The sequence below is a fragment of the Streptomyces sp. NPDC055962 genome (assembly GCF_042270185.1).
Lineage (GTDB): Bacteria > Actinomycetota > Actinomycetes > Streptomycetales > Streptomycetaceae > Streptomyces.
Genome location: NZ_JBHJYN010000012.1, coordinates 26,982 through 48,625, shown reverse-complemented (window position 1 = coordinate 48,625; position 21,644 = coordinate 26,982). Strand labels below are relative to the sequence as shown.

Below are 21,644 nucleotides of genomic sequence, written 5' to 3'. Positions count from 1 at the left end.
CAGGCACCTACGGCGCGTGGGGCGCTCGGCGGGCCTCACTCCGCTCCGTGGGGCCGGCCGGGCGGATCGCCTCGTGGGAGCCGGCGCCTGCACCCGTGCCGGCCACCCCGGGTGGCCGTCGCGTCCGGCACGGGAATGTGCGGGCGGGATGCGGCGACCGGTGCGGCCGGCACGGGTGGGAGGTGGTCCGTGAGGAGTCAGGGGTGGCTGGTCAGGTAGCCGCCCATGGTCGTGAAGTGCTCCGTCGCCGGAAGCTCCCGGCCGTCCTCGGTGCGCACCCGCGTGATGGCGAGGCCGCGGTTGCGGCCGGTGCGGGCGTCGGCGCCGGCCACGATCACCACACCCTCGCCCTCGCGGTAGAAGACCCGTCCGGGCGTCCCGCCGTAACGGCCTTCGGAGACCACGGCGGCGACGACCTCGATGCGCTTGCCCCGGTGGTAGGTGAAGGCGCTGGGGTACGGCTCGGACTGGGCGCGGATCAGGCGCTCGAGGTCCTCCGCGGGCCAGGTCCAGTCGATGCGGATGTCCTCCTCGGCCCGCTTGTGGAAGAACGTCGCCCGGGTGCGGTCCTGGCGGGTGAACTCGGTCTCGCCGGCGGCGATGCGGCCGAGCGCTCCGATGGTGACCGGGCCGATCAGATCGACGGTCTTGTGGAAGAGGTCGGTCGCGGTGTCCTTCGGGCCGACCGGGACCGCCTCCTGGGCGACGATGTCGCCGGCGTCGAGCTCGTCGTTCATCATGTGCGCCGTGACGCCCACCTCGGACTCGCCGTTGATCAGAGCCCAGATCAGGGGCGAGAACCCGGCGTACTTCGGCAGCAGCGAGTCGTGGACGTTCAGCGTGCCGTGGCGCGGGAGCCCGAAGATGCGCGGAGGGATCCATGTCCGCCAGTTGTTGGCCACGATGATGTCCGGGGCGGCCTCCTGGAGGCGCGCGAACAGCTCGTCGTCGTCGGGACGGTTCCGGATCACCACGGGGACGCCACGCGCCTCGGCGAGGTCGGCGACGGAGTCGCTCCAGATCTTCTCGTACGCGTGCTCGCTCCTGGGGTGTGTCACCACCAGCACCACGTCGTGCTCGGAGTCCAGGAGGGCTTGAAGGGTTCGGTGCCCCCAGGTCTGGTACCCGAACATGACGACCCGCATGGGTTCCTCCTTGGTGCAGGGACTGACGAACAGACAGTAAAGCGAGGCTTACCTTACTGTGCAACAGTGCCTCATGGGAGGCGCGTTGACGGACACGCGCTGTTCCGTCGTTCTTGCTGTGGGCTATCGACAGCTTCGCGAGATGAGCTTAGGCTCACCTAAATAGCGACGGGCCGCCCTGCCGGGTGTGTCCGCTCATCTCTGCTTCCCCCACGCCATTTCTCGGCGGCTTCACCGCACGATGGGAGTGACATGTCTCAGGTCCTGCCTGGCGACACAGCATCACCGGTCCTCGACCTGATCGGCATCGGCTTCGGGCCGTCCAACGTGGCCATGGCGATCGCGCTCAGCGAGCACAACGCGGGCGCCGGCGCGAACGAGGCGGTGTCCGCCCACTTCTTCGAGCAGCAGCCGCGCTTCGGCTGGCACCGAGGGATGCTGATCGACGACGCGACCATGCAGGTGTCCTTCCTCAAGGACCTGGTGACACTGCGGAACCCGACCAGTGAGTACAGCTTCCTCTGCTACCTGAAGAGCAGGGGCCGGCTGGTCGACTTCATCAACCACAAGAACCTGTTCCCTCTGCGGGTCGAGTTCCACGACTACTTCGAGTGGGCCGCCGCCAAGGTCGGCGGCATGGTCTCCTACGGCCACGAGGTCGTCGGTGTCACGCCGGTCGTGCAGGACGGGGTGGTGGACCACCTGGACGTGACGGTCCGTTCGGGTGAGGGGCTCGTGGTCCACCGAGCCCGGAACGTCGTCATCGGGACGGGGCTGCGCCCTCTGATGCCCGAGGGCGTGGAGCGGGGCGACCGTGTCTGGCACAACTCCGACCTGCTGGCCAAGGTCGAGGAGCTGGAAGGGACTTCACCCTCCCGGTTCGTCGTCGTGGGCGCCGGGCAGAGTGCCGCGGAGAACGTCGCCTACCTGCACCGGCGCTTTCCCGAGGCCGAGGTCTGCGCGGTCTTCTCCCGCTACGGCTACAGCCCCGCCGACGACAGCAGCTTCGCCAACCGGATCTTCGACCCCGGGGCGGTCGACGAGTACTTCGCGGCGCCCGGGAACGTCAAGCGCCGGCTGATGGACTACCACGGCAACACCAACTACTCCGTGGTGGACATCGATCTGATCGACGACCTGTACCGGCAGATGTACCAGGAGAAGGTCCTCGGCACCGAGCGGCTCCGCTTCATCAACGTGTCCCGGCTCGAGTCCGTCGTGGAGAAGCCGGACACGGTCCACGCCACGGTGAAGTCCCTGGTCACGGGGGAGGAGAGCGTGCTGGACGCCGATGTCGTGGTGTTCGCGACCGGCTACAGCCCCGTCGACCCGCTCGGGCTCCTCGGTGAGGCCGCCGACCACTGCCTCCGCGACGAGGAGGGACGCGTACAGGTCGAACGCGACTACCGCATAGCGACCGCCCCCGAACTGCGCTGCGGGCTCTACCTCCAGGGCGGGACGGAGCACACGCACGGCATCACGTCCGCCCTGCTGTCCAACACCGCGATCCGGGTCGGCGAGATCCTGGACTCGCTGCTCGGCCGCGGAGTCAAGGCCGCTTCCGACGAGGCCCGGCTGGTCGCCGACCGGTCCGGGGGTGCGGCCGGCTAGTCCCACTTGGCGGACCCGGGAGCGGGTCCGCCACCTGGGGAGAAGGAGGAGCGAGCCCGCGCGGCCGGCCAACCGGCCGTGTGGCACCCGTAGATCAAAGGGATAACGTACGTCGACATGAGCACGACTGCTGTGGAGCGCCCCGCTCCCCGGGGCGCGGAAGCCGCCCGTCGGAGACGGGTGATGGGTCTGGGTGCGCTGGTGGCGATCCTGGTGATCGGGGTGGCCGCCTCACTCACCGTCGGTGCGCGTGCCCTGAGCCCCGCCGAGGTGTGGCAGGGGCTGTTCGCCGCGCCGGACGCCGACCGTCACCTCACCGAGATCAGGCTCATCGTGCAGACGGTGCGGGTGCCCCGGACGGTGCTCGCGGTCGTGGCGGGCGTGGCCCTGGGGGTCGGCGGTGCGCTGATCCAGGGGTACACGCGCAACCCCATCGCCGACACGGGGCTGCTGGGTGTGAACTCCGGCGCCTCGTTCGCCGTGGTGACCGTGATCGCGCTCCTCGGCCTGGCGGACCCCTTGCAGTACGTCTGGTTCGCCTTCCTGGGGGCGGGCATCGCCGGTGTCGTCGTGTTCGGGCTGTCGAGCGTGGGCAGGGGGGCGGGGAATCCCCTGACCCTCGCCCTGGCCGGCCAGGGGGTCACGGTGTTCCTCGCCGCGATGACCACCGCCGTCGCCCTGTCCGACCTGAAGTCGCTGAACGTGCTGCGGTTCTGGAACGCGGGATCCGTCGCCGGTGTCGGCTTCGACGTCATCTGGCCGGTGACCGCGTTCGTCCTGGCGGGGCTGGTGCTGGCGCTGACCGTCCTCCCCTCCCTCAACCTGCTCAACCTGGGTGACGACGTGGCACGGGGGCTGGGCGTGAACATCGCGCTGAGCCGGACCGTGGGGATCGCCGCCATCACCCTGCTGGCGGGGGCGGCGACGGCGGCCTGCGGCCCCATCGCCTTCCTGGGGCTGATGGTGGCCCACGTCGCCCGCTATCTGACCGGGCCGGACTACCGCTGGCTCGTGCCGTACGCGGGACTTCTCGGAGCCGTGGTCCTCCTGGTCTGCGACATCGTGGGCCGCCTGGTGGTGCGTCCGGGCGAACTGGACGCGGGCGTCGTCGTGGCCCTTCTCGGTGCCCCGTTCTTCGCGGTGCTCGTGTGGCGAGGAAAGTTCAGGAGCGCATGAACGCGACAGAGGTGAAGCGACCCGTGACCCCCGGAGTACGGGTCGGGCAGATGTCCTTCGTCTGGCGGCCCTGGATCGTCTGCGTCACGCTGCTGCTGGCGGCGGCCACCTTCCTGGTGTTCTGCCTGTCCATCTCCGTCGGGGACTTCCCGCTCGGCCTGGACCGGGTGATCGCCACGATCCTGGGGCGGGGCGAGCAGGTCGACGAGTTCGTGGTCATGGATCTGCGGATGCCGAGGGCGCTGGCCGGGCTCCTCGTGGGCATCGCCCTGGGCGTCTCCGGGGGCATCACCCAGTCCGTGGCGCGCAATCCGCTGGCCAGCCCGGACATCCTCGGGATCACCGGAGGAGCCACCGCTGTCGCGGTGTTCCTGGTGACGGTGTCGGGCGGGACCGCCGCAGCCGTCGTCAGCTCCGTGGGCCTCTCGGCCGCGGCGCTCGCCGGCGGCCTCGGCACGGGGCTGCTCGTGTACTTCCTGGCGTGGCGGCGCGGGATCGACGGTTTCCGGCTCATCCTCATCGGGATATCGGTGACCGCGATGGCGGAGGCCGTTACGACCTGGCTCCTGGCCACGGCGGACATCAGGGATGTGGCGAGGGCCCAGGCCTGGCTGGTGGGTTCGCTGGACAACCGTTCGTGGGACGAGGTCCGGGTGGTGTTCTGGTGCACGCTGGTCCTCGTGGCGGTCGTGACGGGCGCCGCGTTCCAGTTCAAGCCGATGCACCTCGGTGACGACGTCGCCGCGGGCCTGGGCGTCCGCTTCACTCGGGTGCGGGCCGTCCTCCTGCTCTGCGCGGTGCTGCTGGCCGCCGCGGCCGTGAGCGCGGCGGGCCCCGTCCCCTTCGTGGCGCTGGTCGCACCGCAGGTGGCCATGCGGCTGGCCCGCTGTCCGACCCCGCCCCTGGTGGCCTCGGGGCTGGTGGGTGCGCTGCTGCTGATCGGTGCGGACCTGGTCGCGCGCTCGGCGCTGCCCGTCACCCTCCCGGTCGGCGTGGTCACCGCGGCGATCGGGGGGCCCTTCCTTGTATACCTGCTGGTGCGGGCGAACCTCAGATAGATGACCGAAGAGACCGTACGAACCGGACAACCGGGGGGACCTGTGGGCGTTCAGCACATCACCGAGACCGATCCCGCGGTCCAGGACGTCCCTCGGCTGGCCGCCCGGGGCGTCTCGGTCGGCTACGGGGGCCGGACCGTCATCGACGGTCTCGACGTGACCGTCCCGTCGGGGCTGATCACCACGATCATCGGCCCCAACGGATGCGGGAAGTCGACCCTGTTGCGGACGCTGACGCGGCTGCTCAAGCCGACCGCGGGAGCGGTCGTGCTGGACGGCGAGGACATCGCTGCGCTCAGGACGAGGGAGGTGGCCAGGAAGCTCGGTCTCCTCCCGCAGGGCCCGGTCGCCCCGGAGGGGCTGACGGTCGCCGATCTGGTCGCCCGGGGACGGCATCCCCACCAGAGCTGGCTGCGGCAGTGGTCGTCGGACGACGCCGCCGTCGTGGAGCGCGCACTGGCCATGACAGGGGTGTCGGACCTGGCGGACAGGCCGGTCGACTCCCTGTCCGGCGGGCAGCGCCAGCGCGTCTGGATATCGATGACGCTGGCCCAGGGCACCGACCTGCTCCTGCTGGACGAGCCGACGACGTATCTGGACCTCGCCCACGCGATCGACGTCCTCGACCTCGTGGACGACCTGCACGAGGCGGGGCGCACCGTGGTGATGGTGCTGCACGACCTCAACCTGGCGACCCGGTACAGCGACAACCTCGTCGTCATGCGGGAGGGGGCGATCCTGGCGCAGGGCCACCCGCGCGACGTCGTCACGGCGGAGCTGCTGGAGGAGGCGTTCGGGCTGCGGGCCAAGGTGATCGAGGACCCGGTGGGCGACCGTCCCCTCATCGTGCCCATCGGGCGCACCCATGTGCGTCTCAACTGATGGTTTCCCAAAGGAAATAGCAAGAGTTAGGCTAGGCTAACCTCACTCCGCATGGATAAGGTTTGGCTGCCCTTCCACGGGCGTAGCCGACAGCGTGAAAGCAGGGGATTGACGGATGCTCTTCCACAGATCGACGTTTGTGAAGCCGCGGCGGCGGCTGGCGGCGACCCTCTCCGCCGTGACCCTCGGCGTCGGCCTCCTCGCGGGATGCAGCTCCGACCCCGCGGACGAAGGGACGAGCGACAAGGCCCCGGCCGCCGAGGCCGGCGCGTTCCCGGTCACCGTGGAGCACGCCTTCGGATCCACGAAGATCACCAAGGCTCCCGAACGGGTCGTCACCGTGGGCTACACCGACGACCAGGCGGTCCTGGCACTCGGCACCAAGCCCGTCGGCATGGTCGACCAGTACCCGAACCCGGCCGGGACGTCCCCCGACATCAACACCCAGTGGCCCTGGGTGAAGGACAAGTGGGGCGACGCCGAGCCGGAAGTCATCATGAGCAACGGTGACACGGGCCCCAACTACGAGAAGATCGCGGCCCTGCGGCCGGATCTGATCATCGCCGTCTACTCCGAGGTCGACCAGGCCGCCTACGACAAGCTCTCGAAGATCGCCCCGACCGTGGGCCGCACCAAGGCCGAGAAGGAACTCTTCAGCGCGCCGTGGCAGGACAACGCCGTCCACATCGCCAAGGCGCTCGGCAAGGAGGACGAGGGCGCCGCGCTGGTCAAGGGCATCCAGGACAAGCTCGATGCCGCGAAGGAGGCGCACCCGGAGTTCGCGGACCAGACCGCCGTCCCGCTGTCCTGGTACGAGGGCAAGGTGGCACCGTTCACCACCACCGACGTACGCGGACGCCTGGTGACGGGCATCGGCTTCCAGGGCAACACGGAGATCGACAAGATCGCGGGCGACAAGTTCTACACCCAGCTCTCGCCCGAGCGCATCGACCTGATCGACGTCGACCGCATCTTCGTCATCAACGACAAGGCCGACCAGGACGCGCTGAAGAAGTTCGAACTCTTCGCGAACCTGCCCGCGGTCAAGGCGGGCAAGGTGTCCTACCTCCTGGACAGCGAGGGCCCGGCGGTGGGCGCCGCCATGTCCCAGGGCACCCTGCTGTCCCTGCCGTACGCGATCGACGAGCTCGTCAAGTCGGTCGACCAGTGACGCGGGCAGCCCTGCTCCGCCACCGGCACGCCCTGGCACCTGCGTGAGCACCACCGACACCCGAGTCGCCCCGGCCGCCCTGCGCACGGCGGCCGGAGGCGAGTCCACCCGCTGGGTCGCCGCGCGCTGCCGAGAACTGCCCTGGCTGACCTCGGCCACCGTACTCACCACGGTGGCCGGGGCGGCGCTCCAGGTGCTCCCCGTCCTCCTGCTCGGCCAGGTGGTCGACGGTGTGGTCCAGGGCGACGACCGCTCGGTCCTGGTCACGATCGGCATCCTGATGGGAGCCGCCGCGCTGTTCGGCGCGGCGGCCACCGCGGTCTCGACCTACCTGATCGGACGGCTGGGCGCGGATCTCCTGGCCCGGCTGCGGGAATCCGCGGTCCGGGCGGTGCTGGGGATGCCGAGCGCTCGGATCGAACAGGTCGGCCGGGGAGACGTGCTGTCCCGGGTCGGCGACGACGTGGCCGTGCTCTCCCGGGGCATCCGCACGGCCATCCCCACCGTGTTCTCGGCGGGTGTGCTGGTGGCCATCGCCACGGTCGGCATGTTCGGACTCGACTGGAGGCTCGGCCTGGCGGGCGCCGGCGCGCTGCCCGCCTATGCGCTGGCCCTGCGCTGGTACCTCCCCAGGTCGGCGCCGCTCTACCGGCGCCAGCGGGCGGCCCAGGCCGAGCGCGCCCAGGCGTTGATCAGCGGACTGAACGGGATTGACACCGTCCGGGCGTACCGTCTGGAGGCCGCCTTCCGCGAGAAGGTCACCGAACGGTCCTGGCGCGTGCGCGAGTTCGGCATCGAGGTCTTCCGTATCTTCGGCCGGTTCGTCGGCAGGGAGAACCGGGCCGAGTTCATCGGGCTGGTCCTGATTCTGGTGGTCGGCTACGTCCTCCTGGAAAACGGTGCCGCGAGCCTGGGTGAGGTGTCTGCGGCGCCTCTCATGTTCCACCGCCTGTTCACCCCGCTCGGCGCGATCATGTTCACCTTCGACGAGGCGCAGAAGTCGGGCGCCAGCCTCACGCGGCTCGTCGGGGTGCTGGGGGAGTCTGCGGAGGACCGCCTGGTGGGCGACACCTCCGTGGCGGCCGCGGACGCCGTGCCGTACGCCGTGACGGTCGAGGGGCTGACCTTCCGCTATCCGGGAGCCGAGGATCCCGTCCTGCGGGACGTCGACCTGACGATCCCGGCGGGCGGTTCGCTCGCCCTGGTGGGGGCGACCGGCGCGGGCAAGTCGACACTGGCCGCGCTGATCGCGGGCATCGGGAGTCCCGATGCCGGATCCGTGCGCATCGGGCCGCACGACCTCGCGGACATGGACGAGGCGGGCGCGCGGGCCCTGGTGAGCATCCTGACGCAGGAGACGCACGTGTTCTCCGGGCCGCTCGCCGACGACCTGCGGCTGGCCGCGCCCCGCGCGACCGACGCCGAACTGGACGACGCGCTGCGCACGGTCGGCGCCGCCGGCTGGGTCGAAGCGCTCCCCGACGGGCCGGCCACCCCGGTCGGCGAGGGCGGCGAACGCCTGGACGTCACCAAGGTCGCCCAGATCGCCCTGGCCCGGCTGGTGCTGAACCGGGCCCCGGTGGTCGTGCTCGACGAGTCGACCGCCGAAGCGGGCAGCGAGGGCGCCGCCGAGCTGGAGCGGTCCGTACAGGCCGCGTGCGCCGGGCGGACCACGCTGTTCGTGGCGCACCGGCTGACCCAGGCGATGGCCGCGGACCGGATCGCCGTGCTGGACGCGGGGCGCGTCGTGGAACAGGGAACGCACGAGGAGCTGGTGGCTCTCGGCGGGCAGTACGCACGACTGTGGCGGGCCTGGCGCGAGGGCAGTTAGGCACATCCGGGGCGAGGTCGGTCCCACTCTCACTACGCTGGAAGGACATGGGTCTTCGATGACGGATCAGACTGCTCCCCTCGTGCGGCTTTCCCCCACGAGCCTGGACGGCCTGCGCAGGCGGACCGGCGACTACGCGGACCGGACGCTCACCGGGGCGTGCGCCATCGGACTGTCGTACTGGGCGACGGGCCGCAGCCCCGACGGCATCGACCTGACCCCCGCCACCCTGTTCGCCGACGTCCTCCGCTGGGCCGACAACGGGGGTGCGGCACCCGCCGGCTGGGAGACGGGCGCCGACGGCAGGAGCATCACCACCCCGGACGGCATCGAGCCGGCCGAGGCGCAGCTCGCCCTGGACGACCTGGCGGACTTCCCGGACCGGCCGGTCGGCACCATCGGCCCGACCGGAGCGGCGGCCAGGGCACGGACCCTGGCCGAGTGGAACGACACCGACGCCGAGCGGATCCGCCCGACGATCGTGGAGATGTTCCGCGAGCAGGTCCGCAGGAGGCCGGACGCCGTCGCGATCGTCGACGAGCATCGTACGCTGACCTACCGTCAGGCCGCCGAGCTCTCCGCCCAGCTGGCCCATCACCTCATCGCACGCGGCCTCACCGCCGAACAGGTCGTGGGCATCTCCCTCGGACGTTCGGCCGACATGGTGATCGGGCTCCTCGGGGTGCTCCAGGCCGGCTGTGCGTTCGTGCCCCTCGACCCGCAGTGGCCGGCCGCGCGCCGCGCCGTCGTCATCGAGGACGCCCGGGTCGTCCTGCAGCTCGACGACTCGGGCCGGGGGCGCGACGGGGAGCCGGAGGCCGTCGCCGTCGACCTCTCCGACTGGCGCCACGGCTCCTGCCCCGCGGAGGGGCCCGACATCGACGTGCCCGGCGCCGCCCTGGCGTACGTGATCTTCACGTCCGGATCGACCGGCCGGCCCAAGGGCGCCATGATCCGGCACGAGGCGATCAGCGAGCGCCTGCTGTGGCAGTCCGAGGAGATCCTCGGCTTCGGCGACGACGACGCGTCACTCTTCAAGGCGCCGCTGTCCTTCGACATCTCCATCAACGAGATCTTCCTGCCGCTGGTGCGCGGGGGCAGGCTGGTCGTCCTGCGCCCCGGCGGCGAACGCGACCCCCAGCACCTCCTGGGCGTGCTGGCCGAGCAGCGCGTGACCTTCACCTACCTGGTGTCGTCCATGCTGGACGTGCTGCTGGAGATGGCGGGAGACTCCGGGCGGCTCGACAGCCTGCGCCACGTGTGGTGCGGCGGGGAGGTGCTGACCTCCGAACTGTACGAACGCTTCCGCACCCGGCTCGACATCCCCCTCTACCACGGCTACGGCCCCGCGGAGACGACGATCGGCGTCTCGCACGTCATCTACCGGGGCGAGGCGGAGCGCCTGTCGACGTCCATAGGCAGGGCGAACCCCAACACCCAGCTGTACGTCCTCGACGACGAGCTGCGCCCGGTGCCCGTCGGGGTCGGCGGCGAGCTGTACGTCGGAGGGTTCCTCCTGGGGCGCGGATACGTCAACGCCGCCGGGCTCACCGCGTCCCGGTTCGTCGCGAACCCGTTCGCGGGGGACGGCTCCCGGCTGTACAGGACCGGCGACCTCGCGCGCTTCGCCCCGGACGGGACGCTGGACTTCCTCGGCCGGGCCGACAACCAGATCAAGATCCGCGGCATGCGGCTGGAGATCGAGGACGTGGAGATCGGCCTCGCCGAGCACCCCGGGGTACGCCACACCTGCGTCGTCGCGAAGAAGAACACGGCGGGCGGCACCTACCTGGTGGGCTACGTCATCCCGGCCGCCGGCAGCGAGGAGCTGCACGGCGACGACGTCAGGGCATGGGCCGAGGCGCACATGGTGGAGTACATGGTGCCCACCCACATCGTCGCGCTGCAGGAGTTCCCCCTCACCGCGAACGGCAAGATCGACCGGGCCGCGCTCCCGGAACCCCGCGTCGGGACCGGTTCCCTCGTCCAGCCCACCACCGACGAGGAACGCCTGGTCTGCGACGCCGTCGCGAGCGTGCTGCGCCTGGACGAGGTCGGTGTCGACCAGGACTTCTTCCGGCTCGGCGGGGACAGCATCCTGGCCATCTCCCTGCTCGGTGCGCTCCGCGGGGCCGGTCTCTACGTCACGGCACGGCAGATCTTCACCCACAGCGTGGTCGGCGCCCTGGCGGCGGTCGTGAGCCGCGAGGACGCCTCGGTCACGGAACACGGCGACGAGGCGACCGGCACCGTCGTGGGCTCGCCCGTCGTGCAGTGGCTCGGCGAGACCACGGACGCGATCGACGGCTTCGTGCAGTCGGTCGTCCTGAACACCCCCGCGGAGCTGACCGCGGAAGCCCTGGACCAGATCCTCACCGCCGTGGTGGGGCGGCACGACATGCTGCGGGCCGCCCTGGTGCGCGGCGAGCGCTGGAGCTTCGACATCCCGGAGGCGGACCGGAGCGGCGGGAGCGCCGCCCGGTGGCAGGAGAGCGACCTCCCGCTGGACGCCTGCGTCGCGCACGCCACGGAGGGGCTCGACCCGGCCAACGGCGTCATGCTGCGGGCCGTCTGGCGCCGCGAGGCGCGGCAACTGGTCCTGGTCGCCCACCACGTGGTGATCGACGGTGTGTCCTGGCGGATCCTCATGGAGGACCTGGCCACCGCGTGGAGCGGTCTCACCTCCGGAGCGGGGATCGAACTCCCCCCGGTCGGGACGTCGTTCCGGCGCTGGACCCAGCTGCTGGAGGGAGCCGGGTTCGAGGCGGACCGCGCGGCCTGGGAGCGTCCGCTGCCGGGCACGGACCTGCCCCTGGGCCGACGCGCCCTGACGGACACCGACACCGTGGCCGGGGAGCGGACCCACGTCGTCCGGGTGGGACCCGAGGCCACGGCCGCGCTGCTGGGGGAGATCCCCGGCCTGTTCCACGCGGGCGTCAACGACGTGCTGGTGACCGCGCTCACCGTCGCCCTGGCCCGGTGGCGCCGTGACCTCGGCCAGGACCAGACCTTCGCGCACATCGAACTCGAAGGACACGGCCGCGAAGGACGGTTCGTTGCCGGGAGCGCCGGCTTCGAGCCGGAACTGTCCCGGACCGTGGGCTGGTTCACCACTCTCTTCCCGGTGGTCGTGGACCCGGGCGCGGCGGCCGACCCCACCTCACCGAAGTACCTGGCCGCCGCCCTCAAGGCGGTCAAGGACGATCTCGGACGTGTGCCGGGCAACGGCCTCTCCTACGGAGCCCTGCGGTATCTGACCGACGCCGGGCTGGAGACCCCGGCGCCCCAGGTGCTGTTCAACTACCTCGGCCGCTTCGACTCGGGCACCTCCGGGGACTGGGAGTTCGCCGGCGCCACCGGACAACTGGGTGAGAAGCGTGACCCGGGGATGCGGCTGCCGCGCGTCCTGGAGTTCAACGCCGTCGCCGAACCCGCGTCGAGCGGCGCGTACGAGCTGACCACCACCCTCTCCTGGCCCGAGGGAGTGTTCGCCGACGCGGACACCGCGGTCATCGGCGCCTACCTCCAGGAGGCCCTGACCGGCCTCGCCGCCCTCGACCGGGGCGGCCACTCGCCCGGTGACTTCCCCCTGGTGGCCCTCACCCAGGCCGATGTCGACGCCCTGGACGGACCGGAGCTCCGTGACATCCTGCCCCTGACCCCGTTGCAGGAGGGCCTCTACTTCCACTCGGTCTTCGACGACGACTCGTCGGGCAGCTATGTCGAGCAGCAACTGCTCACGCTGGAGGGCGAGGTGGACGCCGGCAGGCTCGCGGCCGCGGCCACCCGGCTGCTCACCCTGTACCCGAATCTCGCCGCCCGCTTCACCGCCCTCGCCGACGGACGCGTCGTCTCCGTGCTGGAGAGCGGAGTGGTGGCTCCCTTCACCACGCTGGACCGCCCGGGTATCGGCGACGCCGAGATCCGCGACCACGCCGAGCGTGACCGTCGCGCCGGGTTCGACCTGGCCACGGGCCCGCTCATGCGGTACACGCTCATCCGCGGCGGGGCCGGCAGGAACGTCCTGGTGCAGACCGTGCACCACATCATCGCGGACGGCTGGTCGGTGCCGCCCATGCTCCGTACCCTGCTCACCGAGTACCACGCGCCGGGCACCCTCTACCCGCGCGGCGGCTTCCCCGACTACGTGCACCGGCTCGCCGGACTCGACGGCGGGGAGAGCGACCGCGTCTGGCGCGAGCAGCTCGCCGGTCTGTCCGGCCCCTCCCTGGTCGCCGACGGCCACACCCCGTCCGACAGGTTCGACGACACAGCGGTGGACCCGGAGACCGACATCGAGGCGGCCGCCCGGTCGGCGGGCGTGCCGCTGAGCGTGGCGGTGCACAGTGCCTGGGCGGTGACGCTGGGAGGGATCCTGCACAGCGGTGACGTGGTGTTCGGCTCCACGGTCTCCGGCCGCGACGCGGACGTGCCCGGCATCGAGGACATGGTCGGCCTCTTCATCAACACGATCCCCCTCAGGGCACGCTGGGACACCACCACCACGGCGGGCGACCTCCTCGCCTCCGTGCGGGAGCACCAGAGCGCCGTGCTGGCGCACCAGCACGTCTCCCTGGCGGCGACGGGCAGACAGGCAGGCGGCGGCTCCCTCTTCGACACCCTGGTGGTCTTCGACGTCGCGACCGACCTGGAGGCCCTGCGGCAGCCCGGCGACGAGCTGGCCGTCACCGGCATCGTCAACGAGGGCGCCCCTCACTACCCGCTGACCCTGGTCGTGGAACGCACCCCCGACGGCCGCCCGCGCTTCAACCTCGTCTACGACTGCGCCCTGCTGCGGGAGACCGGCGCCCGGGCGATCCTGGACACGTTCAGCCGGACGCTCACCGGGCTGCTCACCCGCCCGGACACCCGCGTGGAGGAGCTGGGCCACGACGAGACCCGGCCTCCCGCACCGATCGCCCCGACCTCCCTGAGCGCACTGTTCGACGCCGCGGCGGCCCGAGCCCCGCAGGCGACGGCCGTCACCCACTGCGCTCTCGACGGCGGTACCCGGTCCCTGACCTACGGCGAGCTGGCCGACGCGAAGGACGAGCTGGCGGCGGCACTGCGCGCGGCCGGCGTCGCACCGGGCAGACGCGTCGCCGTCGCCGTACCGCGTTCCCCGGAGCAGGTCGTCGCCCTTCTGGCGATCGTCACCGCGGGCGGGGCGTACGTACCCCTCGACCTGGCCTACCCCGACGAACGGCTGGAGTACGTCCTGGCCGACGCCGCACCGCAGGTCGTGCTCGTCGACCGTGCGCAGCGGGACCGTTTCGCGGCACTGCTGAACAGGGCGGGAGGGGCGCATCCGGGCATGCTGGTGCTGGGGGAGGAGCTGCCGCAGGAGGCCGCCCCGACGGCGGCGCACGCCGGAGCCGGCTGGCACGACCCCGCCTACGTGATCTACACGTCCGGATCGACGGGCAGGCCCAAGGGCGTCGTCGTCCCCCACTCCAGCGTGGTGACACTGCTCGCCCACACCCGGCCCTGCATGGACTTCGGCCCGGACGACGTGTGGGTCCAGTTCCACTCGTACTCCTTCGACTTCGCGGTCTGGGAGCTGTGGGGCGCCCTGGTGCACGGCGGAGAGCTCCTGGTCCCGGAGTACGCACTGACCCGCTCCCCGGTGGACTTCCACCGGCTGGTCCGTGAGCGCGGGGTGACCGTGCTCAACCAGACCCCTTCGGCCTTCTACCGGTTCATCGAGGCCGACCGGCACGCCGGCGAGCCGCTTCCCGCGCTGCGCCGGATCATCTTCGGGGGCGAGGCGCTGGACCTGTCCCGGCTCCGCGGCTGGACCGAGCGGCACGGCACCGGCTCGCCGGAACTGGTCAACATGTACGGCATCACCGAGACCACCGTCCACGTCACCCACCGGGTGCTCACCGACGAGGACTTCACCGCCGACGTCAGCCCCATCGGCGGTCCCGTCCCCGGCCTGACCACCTATCTGCTCGACGACCGGCTGCGCCCCGTCCCGCCCGGCAGGGTCGGTGCGATCTACGTCGCCGGTGCCCAGGTGTCGCTCGGCTATCTGGGCAGGCCGGGGCTGACCGCGGGCCGGTTCGTGGCGGACCCGTTCGCCGGCGACGGCTCCCGGATGTACCACACGGGCGACCTCGCCCGCCGCACGCTCGACGGCGAGCTGCAGTTCGCCGGCCGCGCCGACGACCAGGTGCAGCTCAAGGGGTTCCGCATCGAGCTCGGGGAGGTGGAGACCGCCATCCGTGAGCTCGACGGCGTGACCGACGTGGCGGTGACCGTCGCGGACGGCGGCGACCACCTCGTCGCGCACGTCGTGGGCCGGGCGCCGGACGACCTCACCGGCCTCCTGTCCGCGAAGCTGCCCGTGCACATGGTGCCCGGCCGGGTGCTGACGGCGGACGTGCTGCCGCTCACGGTCAACGGCAAGCTGGACCGCAAGGCCCTGACCGAGCGCGCCGCGCAGGAGGGGACGCCGCCGGTCGCCGCGAGCGGTTCCGTGCTCGCGGAGCTGGTCGGGATCTTCGCCGGAGCGCTGCCCGGCACGCCCGACGTGGACGGCGACACCGACTTCTTCTCGGCCGGAGGCGACAGCATCGTCGCCATCACCGTCATCAACCGGGCCAGAGCGCTCGGTCTGCAGATCGCCCCGCGGGACGTGTTCCTCCTCAGGACGCCCCGCGCGCTCGCCGAGCACCTCGGCGCGGCGGCGCCCCGGGCCGCGGCGCCCGCCCCCGCCCCCCGCGAGGACGGCCCGCTCATGCCCACACCGATCATCCTGCGCCAGCGCGAACTGGGCGGCTCACTCGCCCGGTTCGCCCAGGCCAGGTCGCTGGTGGCACCCGAGGGCACCGGGCTCGCCGACGTGGAGCGTGCGGCGCAGGCCGTCGTGGCGGCGCACCCGGCGCTCCGGCTGCGCCTGCTCGTACGGCACGGGGTGTGGAACCTCGGCACCGAGCCCTCCCGCGCGGTCACCGTCGTGCCGGCGGACACCGACGCGACGACCGCGGCGAACGAGGCCGCCGGACGCCTCGACCCCGAGTGCGGCGACGTCATCGCGTTCTCCTGGCTGGAGGCCGGCCGGACCCTGGTCGTCACCGTGCACCACCTGGCCGTCGACTCCGTGTCCTGGCTGGTCCTGCTGGACGACCTCGCCACCGCCCTCCGAGGCGGGACGCTGCCCCCGCCGACCACGTCCTACGCCGAGTACGCCGAAGCCCTGAACCTCACGCCCGCGGGCGGGACCGACGACCTCGGCCACTGGATCACCACGCTCCAAGCCCCCGCGCTCCTGCCCGTGGCCGGGAGGCCGCGCGAGACCACGGTCGTGCTCGCCCCCGAGGTGAGCGACCGGGTGACACGCATGGCGCCCGCCGCGCTCGGCATCGGCCTCACCGAACTGCTCTGCGGCGCGCTCCGGGCGGCCCTGACCCACGTCCAGGCGTCGCCCACCGATCTCGCCGTCGAGCTGGAGCGGCACGGCCGGGTCCCGGCGCGGGAGCACCACGACTACACCCGCACGGTCGGCTGGTTCACCTCCATCGCCCCGGTGCGCCTCACCGCGCACACCGACCCCGTCGCCGCGGCCCGCGAGGTCGCCGACCGGCAGCCCGACGAACACGGGCACGTCGCCTACGGCCGGCTCAGGTATCTCGACCCGCAGACGGCACCGCTGCTGACGGCCCGCCCGCAGGTGCTGTTCAACTACCTCGGACGGGGCAGCGAGTCCCAGGCGCTGCACATCACCGGAGGGGAGCAGGGCGCCGCGTACGCCGTCGAGGTCAACGCGTGGATCGACGAACCCACCGGCAGTCTGCACGCGGCGTTCACGCTCGCCGACGGCATCCCCGACGAGGTGACCGGACACTGGCTCAGGGCGCTCGAACACATTGCGGACGCCTCCTCCACGGCCGAGCGCACCGCACCGGTCACCCCGCTCCAACGGGGCCTGTACTTCCAGGCCCAGATGGCCGGCACCGCCGGACACTACGTCGCGCAGAGCTACTTCACCTTCGACCGGCGCCTGGACGCCGACGCGCTGTCCGAGGCGATGACCCACGTCATCGCACGGCACCCGGTCGTGGGCGCCGGCTTCACCACCGACGACGACGGCAACCCCGTCCAGGTCCTGAAGGCCGGCAGGCGGGTCGGTGTCCGTACGGTCCGTCTGCGGACGGACGCGGACGTCGAGGCACTGCGCGCCGAAGACCGCGACACGGGATTCGACCCCGGCGAGCCGCCGCTGATCCGGCTGACCCTCGTCCGTCTCCCCGGCGGAGGCGACGGCCTGCTGCTCAGCTACCACCTGCTCCTGTGGGACGGCTGGTCCCGCGAGATCGTGCTGCGCGACCTCTTCGACGCCTACCGGACCGTCCTCGGGGGCGGGACACCGGACGCGGCCCCGGCCTCACCGGCCTTCGAGGAGTACGCCCGCAGGCTCGACGCCAGGGACCCCGCCGTATCGGAACGCTTCTGGGCGGAGCACCTGGCCGGCCTCACCGGCCCGACGCTCCTCGCCGGACCGCAGCCGTCCCTCACGGACGAGCTGCCGCGTGCGCTCGTGCACACCCTGTCCGCCGAGCTGTCGGATCTCCTGAGGGAGACGGCCAAGGCACACGGTGTCACCCTGAACACGGTGCTGACGGGTGCGTTCGGACTCCTGCTGGGCGCGCACACGGGACGGAGCGACGCCGTGTTCGGCGTGACCGTCTCCGGCCGGGAGGGCGAGGACCTGGCCGGCATCGTCGGTGTGCTGCTCAACACCGTGCCCATGTGGACACGGGTACGGCCCGAGGCCACGGCCCGGGAGTACCTCGCCGCCGTCCAGGCGGCCCGGGTCGAGGCGATGGACCACGAGCACCTGGGGCTCGGCGAGATCCAGCGGGCCAGCGGCCACGACACCCTCTTCGACAACCTCTTCGTCCTCCAGAACTTCCTCGACCTCGACGCGTTCGCCGAGATGAACGCCGGCCACGGCATCACCGCGGTCCAGGCCGACGACTCGACGCACTACCCGTACACCTGGGTCGTCACCCCCGGCGACCGGCTCACTGTGAAGCTGGAGCACCGCGACGACGACTCAGGGAAAGCCCGCCGCCTCCTCGACGACTACCTGAGCGTGCTCGGCGACCTCGCCCGCTCCACCGGCCCGGTCGGCGCGCTGCCCGGCCTCGGCACCGCCCCCGGACCCGGCGGACGTACGGACATCGGCACGGACACCGTCGTCGACCGCTTCGACGTGGCGGCAGGCCGGGCACCGGAGCGGACCGCCCTCGTCGCCGACGGCGCGACGATGACCTTCGCCCAGCTCAGGGACCGCAGCCGGGCCGTGGCCGGTGCACTCGTCCGGCGGGGCATCGGCCCGGAGACGACCGTGGGCCTCGCGATCCCGCGCTCCCTCGACTCGATCGTGGCCCTCTTCGCCGTACTGCGCACCGGGGCCGCTTACGTGCCGCTGGAACTGGACCACCCGGACGAGCGGATCGCGGCGATCCTCGACGCGGCACGCCCGGACGTGATCCTCACGGTGAGCGCCGTGTCGCCCCGGCTGACCGGCGACCTCATCGAGCTCGACCGGCCCCTGCCCGCGGCCGAGCCGGTCGTCACCTTCGCGCCGGACGCCCCGCACCGCCTGCGGCACCCCGCCTACACCATCTACACCTCCGGATCGACCGGCAGGCCCAAGGGCGTGGTGACCGAGTACGCCGGGCTCACCAACATGCTGATCAACCATCAGCGCCGGATCTTCGAACCGGTGCTGGCCGAACACGGGCACCGGATCTTCAGGATCGCGCACACCGTGTCGTTCGCGTTCGACATGTCGTGGGAGGAGCTGCTGTGGCTCGCCGACGGCCACGAGGTGCACATCTGCGACGAGGAACTGCGCCGCGACGCGCCCCGGCTGGTCGACTACTGCCTGGAGCACGGGATCGACGTCATCAACGTGACCCCGACCTACGCGCAGCAACTGGTCGCAGAAGGACTGCTCGACGACCCCGGGCGACGGCCCGCGCTGGTCCTGCTCGGCGGCGAGGCCGTCACCCCGACCCTGTGGCAGCGGCTCGCGGGGACAGAGGGGACGGCCGGGTACAACCTGTACGGGCCCACCGAGTACACCATCAACACCCTCGGCGTCGGCACCTTCGAGTGCCAGGACCCGGTGGTGGGCGTGGCGATCGACAACACCGACGTGTACGTCCTGGATCCGTGGCTGCGCCCCCTCCCGGACGGTGTCCCCGGCGAGCTGTACGTGGCGGGCATCGGCATCGCCCGGGGCTACCTCGGGCAGCCGGCCCAGACCGCGGACCGCTTCGTCGCGTGCCCCTTCGGCGAACCCGGCGCAAGGATGTACCGCACCGGCGACCTGGTCGTCCGGCGGCCCGACGGCAACCTGATGTACCTCGGCCGCACCGACCAGCAGGTCAAGATCCGCGGACACCGCGTCGAACTCGGCGAGGTCGAGGCGGCGTTCGCGGCCCACCCCGCCGTACGGTTCGCGGCCGCGGTCGCCCAGCCGGACCCGCAGGTCGACGGATCGCACCGGCTGGCCGCCTACCTCGTGCTGGACGGCGCGGACCTGGCGGCGGTAGCCGCCGAGGTCGGGACGGCGCTGCCGGACTTCCTCCGCCCGACGCACTACGCCCAGGTCGACAGCATCCCGCTCACCGTGAACGGCAAGGCCGACACCAAGGCGCTGCCGGAGGCCAAGCCGCTCGGGGTGCTCACCACCGGGAACGAGCGCGGACCCGGGACGGAGACGGAGTCCGTGGTCTGCGAGTTCTTCGCCGAGGCGCTGGACCTCGACGACGACGAGGTCAGCGCGGTGAGCGACTTCGTCTCCCTCGGCGGACACTCCATGCTGGCGGTGCGGCTGACCGGGCTGCTCCGCCGGGAGTACGGTCCTGTGATCACCATCCGTGATCTGCTCACCCTTCGAACCCCGGAAGCGATTGCGCGCCACCTTGAAGACAACACCTGACGTGCGAAGGCCCCGCCCGGGGGCCGACATCCTCCGGACCGCCCTGCGCCGCAACGCCGGCGCGGTGGTCCGGGGCACGGTCCTCATGGGCCTCTACCAGGCGGGAGAGACGGCCTTCCCCATCGCGCTCGGCCTGATCGTGGAACACACGATGCGGGACCGGAGCCTCGGTTCGCTGGGCCTGTCGATCGCCGCGCTGGCCGTGATCATCACGACGGTCTCGCTGTCGTGGCGGTTCGGGATGCGGGTCCTGCAGAAGGCCAACACGACCGAGGCGCACCGCTGGAGGGTGCGTGTGGCGGCCTGCGGGCTCCAGCCGGTGGCCAGGGACGTCGACCTGAAGTCCGGCGAGGTGCTCACCATCGCCACCGAGGACGCCGACCAGACGGCCGACATCGTCGAGGTGGTGCCGCTGCTCGTCAGCTCACTGGTCGCGGTCGTGGTCGCCTCGGTCGCGCTGGGTCTCGCCGACATCCGTCTCGGCCTGCTGGTGATCGTGGGCACCGTGGCGATCCTGTCGGTGCTCAGCGTGATGTCCCGGCGGATCGGATCCGGTACCCGTGAACAGCAGGCCAGAGTGGCACGGGCTGGGGCCAAGGTCGCCGACCTGATCACCGGCCTGCGCCCGCTGCACGGCTTCGGCGGCAACCACGCGGCGTTCGTGTCGTACCGGAAGGTCAGTACGGAGGCACGCCACCAGGCGGTCACCGTCGCCCGGGTGAACGGCGTGTACGCGGGCACGGCGCTCGCCCTCAACACCGTGCTCGCCGCAGCGGTGACACTGACGGCGGGCGTGCTGGCGTACGCGGACCGGATCACCATCGGCGAGCTCGTCATGGCGGTCGGGCTCGCGCAGTTCATCATGGAACCGCTGAAGATGTTCTCGGAGATGCCGAAATACGTGATGATGGCGCGCGCTTCGGCCGACCGGATGGCGCTGGTGCTCTCCGCACCGCCCCTCACGGACCCGGGCCAGGAGCGCCCCGAGGCGGGCGGGGACCTGGAGGTCGACTGCCTCCGGTACGGCACCCTTCAGGCACTCAAGTTCCAGGTGCGCGCAGGGGAGTTCGTGGCGATCGCCTCCTACCGGCCGCGCTCGGCGGCCGATCTCGCATCGGTCCTGGGCGCACACGTGCCACCCCGGGCGTACGGGGGAGCGGTGCGGATCGGCGGGCGGGAGATCGCGGACCTGTCGGTGGAGGCGCTGCGCGCGCACATGCTGGTGAACCCGTACGACGGGGAGATCTTCGAGGGCAGCCTCCGCACGAACATCGATCCGTCGGGCACCAGCCGGATGGTCGACGAGGCCGTGGAGGCGTCGCTGCTGACCGATGTCGTCGCTCTCCACCGTGAGGGACTCGACCACGGGGTGCGCGACCGGGGCGCCAACCTCTCCGGGGGGCAGCGCCAGCGGCTGTCCCTGGCCCGTGCCCTCGCCGCGGACTCGGAGGTCCTCGTCCTCCACGACCCGACCACGGCGGTCGACGCGGTCACGGAACAGCTCATCGCGCGGAACATCGCGAAGCTGCGCAAGGGCCGCACCACCGTCGTGCTCACCAGCAGCCCCGCCCTGCTGGACGCGGCGGACCGTGTCCTCGTCGTGGACGAAGGGGTGGTCACCGCCGAGGACACGCATCGCCGTCTCCTCGCCACCGACGAGGACTACTGCCGGGCCGTGGCGCGGTGACCGGTCGGGGGGGGCCCCGGCGGGGGGGGGCCCCCCCGGGGGGGGGGGGGCCCGCCCGGGGCGCCGCCCCGCGCCCGGCCCGCGCCGGGCGGGGGGCCCCCCCCCCCGGGCGGGGCGGGCAGG

The 21,644-nt window shown here is 71.9% G+C and carries 9 protein-coding genes; 8 read left to right on the top strand and 1 reads right to left on the bottom strand.

The window, feature by feature from the left end:
- Positions 1-197: 197 nt before the first annotated feature.
- On the bottom strand, positions 198-1,145 hold the full coding sequence (locus ACFC51_RS28095; protein WP_376531505.1) for a methionyl-tRNA formyltransferase: 948 nt from the start codon (positions 1,143-1,145) through the stop codon (positions 198-200).
- A gap of 252 nt (positions 1,146-1,397) precedes the next feature.
- Here ACFC51_RS28095 and ACFC51_RS28090 point away from each other — a divergent pair, with 252 nt between their 5' ends.
- The 8 genes from ACFC51_RS28090 (at position 1,398) to ACFC51_RS28055 (ending at position 21,521) form a co-directional block, all read left to right on the top strand.
- Positions 1,398-2,756: a lysine N(6)-hydroxylase/L-ornithine N(5)-oxygenase family protein gene (locus ACFC51_RS28090; protein ID WP_376368893.1), complete on the top strand. Its 1,359-nt coding sequence runs from the start codon at positions 1,398-1,400 to the stop codon at positions 2,754-2,756.
- A gap of 117 nt (positions 2,757-2,873) precedes the next feature.
- On the top strand, positions 2,874-3,932 hold the full coding sequence (locus ACFC51_RS28085; protein ID WP_376368892.1) for a FecCD family ABC transporter permease: 1,059 nt from the start codon (positions 2,874-2,876) through the stop codon (positions 3,930-3,932).
- Positions 3,929-4,990 (top strand): FecCD family ABC transporter permease, encoded by a 1,062-nt coding sequence (locus ACFC51_RS28080; protein ID WP_376368891.1) that lies wholly within the window; start codon positions 3,929-3,931, stop codon positions 4,988-4,990. The genes ACFC51_RS28085 and ACFC51_RS28080 overlap by 4 nt, the downstream gene beginning before the upstream one ends.
- A gap of 42 nt (positions 4,991-5,032) precedes the next feature.
- Positions 5,033-5,872: an ABC transporter ATP-binding protein gene (locus ACFC51_RS28075; protein ID WP_376531503.1), complete on the top strand. Its 840-nt coding sequence runs from the start codon at positions 5,033-5,035 to the stop codon at positions 5,870-5,872.
- Between the two features lie 115 nt (positions 5,873-5,987).
- Positions 5,988-7,043 (top strand): iron-siderophore ABC transporter substrate-binding protein, encoded by a 1,056-nt coding sequence (locus tag ACFC51_RS28070; protein WP_376368889.1) that lies wholly within the window; start codon positions 5,988-5,990, stop codon positions 7,041-7,043.
- 43 nt (positions 7,044-7,086) lie between these two features.
- Entirely contained in the window at positions 7,087-8,874 is a 1,788-nt protein-coding gene (locus ACFC51_RS28065) for an ABC transporter ATP-binding protein (protein ID WP_376368888.1), read from the top strand.
- Positions 8,875-8,932: 58 nt separating this feature from the next.
- Positions 8,933-19,834, top strand: a complete 10,902-nt coding sequence (locus ACFC51_RS28060) for an amino acid adenylation domain-containing protein (protein WP_376531501.1) — start codon at positions 8,933-8,935, stop codon at positions 19,832-19,834.
- Positions 19,818-21,521 (top strand): ABC transporter ATP-binding protein, encoded by a 1,704-nt coding sequence (locus ACFC51_RS28055; protein WP_376531499.1) that lies wholly within the window; start codon positions 19,818-19,820, stop codon positions 21,519-21,521. The genes ACFC51_RS28060 and ACFC51_RS28055 overlap by 17 nt, the downstream gene beginning before the upstream one ends.
- Positions 21,522-21,644: the final 123 nt, after the last annotated feature.

Coding starts and splice junctions, on each gene's coding strand:
- ACFC51_RS28060 (WP_376531501.1), top strand. CDS start 8,933: ATGACGGATCAGACTGCTCCCCTCGTGCGGCTTTCCCCCACGAGCCTG.
- ACFC51_RS28080 (WP_376368891.1), top strand. CDS start 3,929: ATGAACGCGACAGAGGTGAAGCGACCCGTGACCCCCGGAGTACGGGTC.
- ACFC51_RS28095 (WP_376531505.1), bottom strand. CDS start 1,145: ATGCGGGTCGTCATGTTCGGGTACCAGACCTGGGGGCACCGAACCCTT.
- ACFC51_RS28085 (WP_376368892.1), top strand. CDS start 2,874: ATGAGCACGACTGCTGTGGAGCGCCCCGCTCCCCGGGGCGCGGAAGCC.
- ACFC51_RS28090 (WP_376368893.1), top strand. CDS start 1,398: ATGTCTCAGGTCCTGCCTGGCGACACAGCATCACCGGTCCTCGACCTG.
- ACFC51_RS28070 (WP_376368889.1), top strand. CDS start 5,988: ATGCTCTTCCACAGATCGACGTTTGTGAAGCCGCGGCGGCGGCTGGCG.